Below are 11057 nucleotides of genomic sequence, written 5' to 3' on the forward strand. Positions count from 1 at the left end.
GGATGCGCAACGCGTCGCGCCGCGCAATCCGACCGAGGCCGCGCTCGCAACGATCTGGGCCGAGCTGTTGCACCACGACGAGGTCGGCGTCACCGACAATTTCTTCGAGCTCGGCGGCGATTCGCTGGTTGCCGTGCAACTCGTCGGTCGCATCAAGCGTGATCTGGCTCGTGATCTGCCGCTGAAGCGGCTGTTCCAGCTAACGACGATTGAGACCATGGCGTCCGCGCTTGCGGCGGACCCGCCCGTGAACACGCGCAGCGATGATATTGCCGCGATGTTCGATGTGCTGAATGAAGTCGAGTTCGCCCATGAATGATCAGTCAGGACTTCAGAATCAGCAGCTCAGCGAGATCTCGCAGCGGCTGGCCCGGCTTGACGCGACGAAGCAGCGTGCATTCCTGGCGCAACTCGCCGCAAGGGGGATCGAGCTGTCGATCCTGCCGATCGCTCGTCAAAATTTGCAGCGCGCGCCGCTATCGTTTGCGCAGGCGCGGCTCTGGTTCCTCTGGCGCATGGATCGGGACAGCCCGGCCTATAACATGCCGCTGGCGATCCGCTTGCGCGGGCGGCTCGACACCGGCGCAGTGCAGCGCGCACTCGACGAACTGGTCTTTCGTCACAGCGCGCTCCGTACGGTGTTTCGTCAGGAAGGGAATCAGCCCGAGCAGATCGTATGTCCGCCGCGGCCAGTCGCGCTGCAGCGCTTCGAGGTCGGCGGTGACGATCGGGAGCAGCAGGCGCGCAGGCTGTTGCGTGACCAAGCGGCGTTGCCGTTCGACCTTGAGACGGGGCCATTGCTCCGCGCGGGATTGCTGGCGATCGGTGAGCAGGATCATATCCTTGCCGTAACGCTGCACCACATCGTCGCCGACGGTTGGTCGCTGCAGATCCTGAGTGAGGAGTTCTGGCAACTCTATCAGGCGGCGATCCGAGGCGAGTCCGTGCCGCTGCCCGCGCCGGAGATCGATTACGCCGACTTCGCCAGCTGGCAACAGTTGCAGATGAACGCCGTGGAGGGCGAGAGGCAGCTGAGCTATTGGACCTCCCGCCTCCAGGACGCCGCGGCGCTGCAGCTGCCGTTCGATCGCCCCCGCGCGGCGCAAGCGGATCAGTCCGGCGAGGGTCTGCGCCTTACACTCCGTGCCACGCTTGCCGATCGCCTGCGCGAGCTGGCGCGGCGCCACGAGACGACGCCGTTCGTGGTTCTGCTCGCGGCCCTGAAGCTGGTCCTGTACCGCTACAGCGGCCAGCCCGACATCAGTATCGGTATCCCGATTGCCAACCGCCATCGTTCGGATACGCAGCGGCTCATAGGCCTGCTGGTCAACACGCAGGTGTTGCGCACCCGGATCGATAGTCGGGCCACGATTGCCGACGTCATCGGTGAGCTCCGTAACGCCGCGCGCGAGGCACAGGAGCACCAGGACCTTCCGTTTGAACGGCTGCTCGAGATATTGCAGCCGCAGCGCAGCCTCAGTCAAAATCCGCTGTTCCAGGTGCTCTACAATCATCAGCGCCGGCGCGGCCTGACGGGGATGTCCGACAGTGGCGAGTTGCAGATCGAGGCGATTGCGCCGGATGTCGAGACCGTCAAATTCGATCTCGCCGTCGACAGCGAGGAAATGCCGTCGGGAGAGATCTCGGTATTGTTCTCCTTTGCCACCGCGCTGTTCGACCGTTCGACGATCGAGCGGATGGCGGCGCATTGGCTTGCCATTCTCGAGATCATGGTTGCGGATCCGACGCGCGTCGTCGCATCGATCGGCCTGTTGTCCGGGCAGCATCGCGATGATGTCAGGCGGTGGAACGAGCATGCCGGCCCCGTGACGCCGTTCGTGCCCGTGCATCACAGGGTCTCCCAGCACGCCCAGGCGACGCCGGACGCGCCGGCGCTGGTCTACGGTCAGGAGACGATCAGCTATCAGGCGCTCGACCAGCGGGCCGATGCGATCGCCATGCATCTCCGCGGACTGGGCATTCGTTCCGGGGAGCTCGTCGGCATTTCGATGCGGCGATCGCCCGAGCTGGTGGCCGCATGTCTCGCAGTGCTCAAGGCCGGTGCGGCCTATCTGCCACTCGATCCGGATCATCCGCCGGCGCGGCAGTCTGCAATGATATTGGACGCCGGTGCGCGTGTCGTGTTGGTCGACGCCGCCGGTGTGGTCCCTTTTCCGCCCATGCCCGGCGTCCGCGTCAGTGATCTCGGCGCAATCTCGGACCGAACGGCGCCGCCGGATTCCGCAATCGAGGTCCATCCGGACAGTCTCGCTTACGTGATCTATACGTCGGGCTCGACAGGGCTGCCGAAGGGCGTCGCGGTCGCCCACGGGCCGTTCGCGATGCATTGCGAGGCCACGGCAGAGCTCTACGAGATGAGCGCGCGGTCGCGCGAGCTGCACTTTCTCTCGTTCACGTTCGACGGCGCGCACGAACGGTTGTGGACGGCGTTGAGCTGTGGCGCTGCGCTGGTCATGCGCGACGCCGATCTCTGGTCGGCCGAGCAGACGCTCGCAGTGATGCGTGCCGAGCAGGTCACGAACGCGGGTTTTCCGCCCGCTTATCTGCAGCAGCTCGCGGATTTTGCGGCGTGGCGGGGCGATCCGCCGCCGGTGTCGCTGTATTCGTTCGGTGGCGAGGCGATGCCGAAATCCGGCTTCGACAAGATCAGGCGCGCGCTGCGGCCGCGCAAGCTGATCAATGGCTATGGCCCGACCGAGACGGTGGTCACGCCGCTGGTCTGGAAGGTCGATGCCGATGCCGAAATCGATTGCGCCTATGCGCCCATCGGCAGGCCGGTCGGCCGACGCTCGGCCTATCTTCTCGACGGCGATCTCAACATCGTTCCGGTCGGGGTCTCGGCCGAGCTGTACATCGGAGGCGAGGGGCTCGCGACCGGATATTGGAAACGATCGGCGCTGACGGCGGAGCGCTTCATTCCCGATCCGTTCGGTGAGCCGGGGGCTCGGCTGTATCGCACCGGCGATCTTGCGCGCTGGCGTGCCGACGGCGTGATCGAGTATGTCGGCCGATCCGACCACCAGCTCAAGATCCGTGGCTTCCGCATCGAGCCGGGGGAGGTCGAAGCACGGCTGGCGCGACAGGTGGGTGTCCGGTCGGCCGTCGTCGTTGCTCGCGCAATTGCTGGACGGCAGCAGCTCGTCGGCTATGTCTGCGGCGAGAGCGATCTCGATGAAGCCAGCTTGCGGGCAGCTCTGCTGGAGGAGTTGCCGGACTACATGGTTCCGGCGCGGATCATTCCGCTGCCGCGGATGCCGTTGACCACGCATGGCAAGATCGATCGCGATGCGCTGCCGCTTCCCGAGCAGCCTGCCGGCGAAGCTGCCTACGTCGCGCCGCAGACCGCGGCGGAAATCACGCTGTCGGAAATCTGGGGTGAGCTGCTTGGGCACCAGCGCATCGGACTGGCCGACAATTTCTTCGAGCTCGGCGGCGATTCGATCATTTCGCTGCAGGTGGTCGGGCGCGCGCGTCAGCGCGGACTGTTGATCGAGCCACGCGACCTGTTCCGGCATCAGACGCTCCGGGAGCTCGCGAGCGCCGCACGCCGCGAGCAGGTGGCGGAGGTGCTGACCGAGGATCTCGCTGGTCCCGTGCCGCTGTTGCCGATCCAACGCAGCTTCTTTGCACAGGACGCAGGTGAGCGGCACCATTGGAACCAGGCCGTGCTGCTCAGGCCGAGAGCGCGGCTGGACTGGCCCGCAATGGCTCGGGCGATCGCCGCGGTGTGGTCGCATCATGATGGGCTGCGAATGCAATTCGCAGAGGCCAATGGCGAATGGCGTGCCGGCTATGGCGAGGCGTCACCATCATCCGATCTGCTCTGGACGCGCACCGTCGCGGATGTCGCAGGGATCGAGGCGCTTGCGGCGATGGCGCAAGCAAGCCTGTCCCTGCAGGGGCCGTTGCTGCGCCTCGTCGAGATGGACGTTGCGGACGGTAGCCAGCGACTTCTGATCGTCGTGCATCATCTCGTCGTCGACGGCGTGTCCTGGCGTCTTCTGCTGGAAGATCTCGCCTCGGCGTATCGACAGGCCGCGCAGGGGGCTGCGGCGATCGTATTGCCACCGAAGACTCAATCGGTGGCGTCATGGGCCCGGCGTCTCGAAGCCCACGCGGTGTCCGCGGAGCTCGCCGGCGAGATCGATTACTGGCGGACGCGAACCGTCGCGGGTGATCTTCCTTGTGACGAGCGTCCCGACGACGTCGACCGGGTGGCGGATGGCGAGGACGTCATCCTGGCTTTCGACGCGGATCTGACAGCGAAGCTGTTGAGGGAGGCGCCCGCGGCCTATCGGACCCAGGTCAACGACCTGCTGCTCGCGGCCTTGGCCCGCGCAGTGGGACAGTGGGGCGGCGTGGAGGACGTCCTCGTCGAGCTGGAAGGGCATGGCCGCGAGGACATCTTCGAAGGTGTCGATCTGTCACGGACCATCGGCTGGTTCACGACGGCCTTTCCCGTCCGTCTGTCGCAATGTGCGAGCGATGACGCGGCCTTGATCAGGTCGATCAAGGAGGAGCTGCGCGCCATTCCATCGCGCGGATTGGGCTACGGACTATTGAGGCATTGCGGCAGCGAGGCGCAGCGCGAGGCGTTGGCGGGGGCAGCGGAGCCGCGCATCACCTTCAACTATCTCGGCCAGTTCGACGCCAGCCTCGGCGCCGACAACGCGTTCGCGCTGGCGCCGGAGAGTGCCGGACCGTCGCGAAGCGCCAGCGCGCCGCTCGGACGCTGGCTCAGCATCAATGGCCAGGTGCTGGATCGCGAGCTGCGGCTGACCTTCAGCTTCGGTCGCAAGCGGTATTGCCGCGCCACGATCGAGCGTCTCGCGGCCTGCTATTCGGATGCGCTGCGCCAGCTCGTCGCGCATTGCACCAGCGGCGTCCACGGCGTCACGCCATCGGACGTCCCGCTGTCGCGGCTGAGCCAGCCGGAGCTCGACATGCTCGGAGCTGCGCGCGACTGGCGCGAGGTCGAGGACATCTATCCGCTGTCGCCGATGCAGCAGGGCATGCTGTTCCACGCGCTGCGCGATGCCGATAGCCAAAGCTATGTCAGCCAGATCGCCGTCGACATCAGCGGCCTGAACGTCGACCGGTTGCGCGCGGCTTGGCAGGCGGTGACCGCACGACATGCCGTGTTGCGCACCGCCTTCGTCTGGCGGGAATTGTCGGGCGCGCCGCAGCAGGTGGTGCATCGGAACGTCGCAGTTTCCTTCGTCGAGGAGGATTGGGGCGATCGCGTCGGGACGATGGATCCGGCGGCCCGTGACGCGGCGCTCGCCGATGCCGCACGGGCCGAACGGCAGCTCGGCTTCGATCTGTCACGGCCGCCGCTGCAGCGGGTTCGGCTGATCGATCTCGGGGGCGGCGTTCATCGCCTGATCTGGACTCATCATCACATTCTGCTCGATGGCTGGAGCGCCGCGCAGCTGATCGCCGAGATCATGCAGCATGTTCGCGGCCGATTGCCGGGCGCGGCGCCCGGCCGGTATCGTGACTACATCGACTGGCTGCTGCGACAGGATCGTGAGGCTTCCAGTGCTTTCTGGTCGGATCTGCTGTCGCGGCTCGATGAGCCGAGCCTGCTCGCCGATGCGCTGGGCGGACCGGCGGAGCTGGCGACGGGTCATCTGTCGACTGACCTCGTCATCGACGCCGCGCGGACTGAGCGGCTACAGGCCGTGGCCCGCCGCGAACGGGTGACGTTGAACACCGTGCTGCAGGGCGCCTGGGCTCAGCTGTTGCGGCGACTGACCGGCCAGCGGACCGTCTGCTTCGGCGCCACGATGTCGGGCCGGCCGCCCGAGATCGCAGGGGTGCAGGAGATCGTGGGCCTGTTCATCAACACCGTGCCGGTGCTCGACGACGCCAGCCCGCAGACGATGATCGGCGATTGGCTGCGCGGTCTGCAGGATCGCAACGTCGATCTGCGCGAGCATGGCTGGATGCCGCTCTATGACATCCAGCGCCTCGCCGGCCGCTCCGGCAGGGCGCTGTTCGATACCATCTTCGTGTTCGAAAACTATCCGGTCGATGACGTCCTGCGAGATCAGGCGGGTGATGGTCCGCGCGCGAGCCGCGCGGAGCAGATTTCGATTACGAATTATGCGCTGACAATCGCCGTCTTCGTCAGTGACTCCGGCATTCGGCTGGGCTTCCGTCATGACCTCAGCCGATTTGACGAGGCTCAGATTGCGCGCCTTCAGACCGCGTTCGCTGCGCTACTCGACCGTATTGCCAACGGGACGCACCGGCCGCTTGCCGAACTGCACGGACTGGATGAAGCCACGCTGCAGCGGGTGCATGGCTGGAGCGCTGGGGCTGCGACTCCGACGGCCAGAGAGGAACTGATCGATGTCGTGACCCGGATCGAGCGGCAGGTCGCCGAGACGCCGCATGCGATCGCCTTGATCTACGCGGGCGAGCAGATCAGCTACGCCGAGCTGAACGCGCGTGCGAACCGCCTGGCGCGACAGATTCAGGCGCGCGGTGTCGGGCGCGATGCTCCCGTCGCGCTCGCCTTCGAGCGCAGTGTCGAGATGATCGTAGCCGTGCTCGCGGTGCTGAAGGCAGGGGCGGGCTATCTGCCGCTCGATCCCGATTATCCGCAGCAACGTCTCGCCGCGATGCTGCGCGACAGCGGCGCAAGACTGGTGCTGATGCAGGCGTCACTGAACGACCGGCTGGCGGCGATCGCCGCTGACGCCGACGCTGGTCTGATCGTGGTCGATGTCGCCATTGATGACGGCGGCTCGCACGACCACGACGGCTCCGACCTCGGTGTTTCGTCGCATCCCGACGGTCTTGCCTATGTGATCTATACGTCCGGCTCGACCGGCGTGCCGAAGGGCGTCGGCTGCACGCGGGGCGCGCTGTCGGCGCGGCTGGCGTGGATGCAGGCGGAGTATCGACTCGCGCCAAGCGAGACCTTGCTGCAGAAGACGCCCTTCAGCTTCGACGTCGCTGTCTGGGAGATGCTGTGGCCGCTGATCGTGGGCGCTCGGCTCGCGATCGCACCTCCCGGCGCCCATCGCGAGCCCAAGCGGCTAGTCGAAGCCGTGGTGGCTCACGATGTCACCACATTGCACTTCGTTCCGCAGATGTTGGCGCAATTCGTCGCCGAGCCGGACGTCGCGCGATGCGCGAGCCTGAAGCGTCTGTTCTCCGGCGGCGAAGCGCTGCCCGTCCAGCTGATGCAGCAGGTCCATGCAGCGTTCCCCACGATTCGCTTCGACAACCGCTACGGACCGACCGAAACGCTGATCAATGCCAGCTTCTGGAACTGCCACGACTTCAGCGGGACAATTGTGCCGATCGGACAGCCGATTCCGGGAACTGTGCTGCGAATTCTCGACGCCGACCTCAATCCCGTCGACGAAGGAACGATCGGCGAGCTTCATATCGGCGGCGTCGGGCTCGCGCGCGGCTATTTCGGTCGCGCCGGGCTGACGGCCGAACGTTTCATCGTCGATCCGTTCGGACCGCCCGGTGCACGGCTCTACCGCAGCGGAGATCTGGCGCGGTGGCGCCATGATGGCAGCATCGACTATGTCGGGCGCGCCGATCATCAGGTGAAGGTCCGCGGCTTCCGCATCGAGCTCGGAGAGATCGAGACGCGGTTATTGGAGCAGCCGATGGTCGGCTCTGCGGCGGTCGTCGCACGCGAGCTTGGCGCCGGACGGCAACTCGTCGGCTATGTCAGCGGAGATGCAGGGCTCGATGGCCTCGCGCTGCGCAACGCGCTGTCGGCCGAGTTGCCGGACTACATGGTGCCGGCGTGGATCGTCGTGCTCGATCGTCTGCCGTTGATGGTTAACGGCAAGGTGGATCGCCATGCGCTGCCTGTGCCCGACTCGACCGATGTGACCGTCCGGGTTGCGCCGCGGACCCCGAACGAACGCGTGCTGGCATCGATCTGGGCGGATCTGCTGCGTCAGCCCGGTGTGGGGATCACTGACAACTTCTTCGAGCTCGGCGGCGATTCCATCATCTCGCTGCAACTCGTCAGCCGGGCGCGCCGTGCCGGGCTGGTGATCGAGCCACGGGACGTCTTCAAGCATCAGACGTTGGAAGCGCTGGCACGAGAGGCCCGTACGGAGCTGGAGCCCGCAGTTCGTGCGGAGCAGGGCCTGGTCGGAGGGCCGCATCCGTTGCTGCCGATCCAGCTCAGATTCTTCGAACAGGAGCTGGCGGCGCCGGATCACTGGAACCAGGCGCTGCTGCTGCGGCCGCAGCAGCGGCTCGACTGGGATGTGGCGCGCCGTGCGGTTGCCTCCGTGGTGGCTCATCACGATGCGCTACGACTGCGCTTCGAGCGGGTCGACGGCGTCTGGCGGGCAGAGCATGCATCGTCCGCCGCTCGCGGCGATCTCTATCAAAACTGCGAAGTGGCTGATGCCGCGGCGGTCACGGCGCTCGCTGCCGAGATGCAGGCCAGCCTGTCGCTCGCGCATGGTCCGCTGGTCCGTGTGGCCGGGATGGAACTGCCGGGAGGCGAGCAACGACTCCTGATCGTGATCCATCATCTCGTCGTCGACGGCGTGTCATGGCGGGTGCTGATCGAGGATCTCGCGGCAGCCTATGAGCAGCTCGCACGCGGCGCCGAGACGGTGACGTTTCCGCCGAAGACGCACGCCTTCGCACAATGGGGGCGCACGCTGCATGCCTATGCATCGTCGGACGCGCTCGCTGCGGAGCTGGACTATTGGTCGCAGATCCGGCAGGCGCACCCCCTCGCTTGCGACGAGGATCATTCCGAGCGGGATACGGTCGCCGACGCACGGGACGTCCAGCGCGAGATCGACGCGGAATTGACGTCGCAGCTGCTCGGGCCTGCGCACGGAGCCTACAGAACCCAGGTGAATGATCTGCTGCTCTCGGCGCTGGCGCGCGCGCTGTGGCACTGGTCGGGTCGCGAGGACGTCGTGATCGAGCTCGAAGGTCATGGTCGCGAGGAGATCGGCTCCGGGCTCGATCTGTCGCGCACCGTCGGCTGGTTCACCTCCGCCTTTCCGGTCCAGCTTGCAGCCGGCGGGCTGCGGGCTGCTTCGTTGATCAAGACCACAAAGGAGATGCTGCGGTCGATTCCGCATCGAGGTCTCGGCTATGGCATCCTGCGCTATCTCGGCTCCGACGCTCAGCGCGCAACGCTTGCCTCGGGTGATACGCCGCATATCGGCTTCAACTATCTCGGTCAGGTTGACGACAGGACCGGCGAGGCTGGGCTGTTCGCGCTCGCCCTGGAGAGCGCGGGCCCGTCACGCGCTGCCTCCAGCCCGTTGCGGCATCGCCTCACCATCAATGCGCGGGTCCAAGGCGGGCGACTGCAGCTGTCGTTCGGCTTCAGCCGGAAGCGCTACCGGACGGCAACGGTCGAACGCCTCGCCGACTGCTTTGAATCCGCGCTCCAGGAGCTGATCGCTCATTGCTCGAGCGATGCCCGTGGGCTGACGCCGTCGGACGTTCCGCTGTCGAAGCTGACGCAGGCCGAACTCGACGCGCTCCGACTGGATTGGCGCGAGGTCGAGGACATCTACCCGCTGTCGCCGATGCAGCAGGGCATGCTGTTCCACGCCCTGCACGATGACGGCACGGGTGTCTACGTCAACCAGCTCACGGCGGAGATCCGCGGTCTCGATTCCGAGAAGCTCCGGGCCGCCTGGCAGACCGCCAGCGATCGTCACGCCGTGCTGCGCACCGGCTTTCTCTGGCGCGAATTGTCGGGACCGCCGCAGCAGGTGGTCTACCGGCGCGCGGAGGTGCACGTCGTCGAGGAGGATTGGCGCGTGCATGCAGCCGGCCTTGCGCCAGCAGCACTGGACGATGCGCTGACGGGGGTCGCCCAGCGTGATCGCGCGGCAGGTTTCGATCTCGCGCGCCCGCCGTTGCAGCGTCTGACGCTGGTCCGGCTCGACGACGAGCGCCATTGGCTGATCTGGACTCATCATCACATCTTGATGGATGGCTGGAGCTCGGCCCGGTTCATGGCCGAGGTGATGCAGCTGATGGAGCATGGCTCCCTGCCGGCACAGCGGCCGCGCTACCGCGACTACATCGCCTGGCTCGGGGCCAGGAATCACCGTGCGGCCGCCGACTTCTGGCGCGCAGCCCTCGCCGAGCTCGAAGAGCCAAGTCTGCTCGCACCCGCCAACACCAGCGAGGCCATGGACCACGGCTCTCTGACGACGGCAGTGGATCGCGGTCTCAGCGAGCAGCTACAGCAATTCGCCACGCGCGAGCGGATCACGCTGAACACGCTCGTTCAAGCCGCATGGGCGCAGCTGCTGCGACGCCAGACCAGCCAGGACACAGTGTGCTTCGGCGTGACGGTTTCAGATCGGCCTGTCGATCTCGTCGGCGCCGAAGACATGGTCGGCCTGTTCATCAACACGCTGCCCATGGTCGACCGCGAGCATCCTCAGCAGAGTGTCGGCGACTGGCTGCGCGATTTGCAGCAACGCAACCTGGCTCTGCGGGAGCATGGCTGGATGCCGCTCGCTGATATTCAGCGCCTGGCCGGACGTGCCGGACATCCGCTGTTCGACAGCATTCTGGTGTTCGAGAACTATCCGGTCGACCAGGCGTTGAAGACGAACCGCGGGCAGCTCCGCGCCAGCCGCACGCGGATTCTGGAGACCAGCAACTATCCGCTGTTCGTCAGCGTCGGTCTCGACGGCCAGCTTAGGCTCGTGTTCAACTTCCAGCGCCGGCATTTCGAAGAGCGCCAGATCGGCCGGCTTCAGACGGCATTCGTGGCGCTGCTTGCGTCGATCAGCGGCGATGCCGCCAAGGCGGTCGGCCGGATCGCTGATGACGATCCCGAAGATCTCGCAATGCTGGCGCGCGTCAACGACACGGTCACTGCAGAGCGATCTGCCGGCGTCGTTGCTCAGTTCGAAGCGCAGGCGGCGCGTTCTCCCGATGCGATCGCAGTTGTGCATGGGGAGGAGACGATCAGCTATGGCGGGCTGAACGCGCGGGCAAACCGGCTGGCGCGGCGTCTCATGCTGCAGGGGATCGGACCGGACGTCGTG

At 66.2% G+C, this 11057-nt stretch carries 2 protein-coding genes; both read left to right on the plus strand.

What is annotated here, in order from left to right:
* Positions 1–319, plus strand: a 319-nt coding sequence (locus HL666_RS33770; RefSeq protein WP_172185794.1) for a phosphopantetheine-binding protein, incomplete at its 5' end; no start/stop codon positions are given.
* On the plus strand, positions 312–11057 hold a 10746-nt coding region (locus tag HL666_RS33775), incomplete at its 3' end, for a non-ribosomal peptide synthetase (RefSeq protein WP_172185796.1). The genes HL666_RS33770 and HL666_RS33775, both read left to right, overlap by 8 nt.

It is taken from the genome of Bradyrhizobium aeschynomenes, assembly GCF_013178945.1.
In the GTDB taxonomy this organism is placed as follows: Bacteria; Pseudomonadota; Alphaproteobacteria; order Rhizobiales; family Xanthobacteraceae; genus Bradyrhizobium; species Bradyrhizobium aeschynomenes.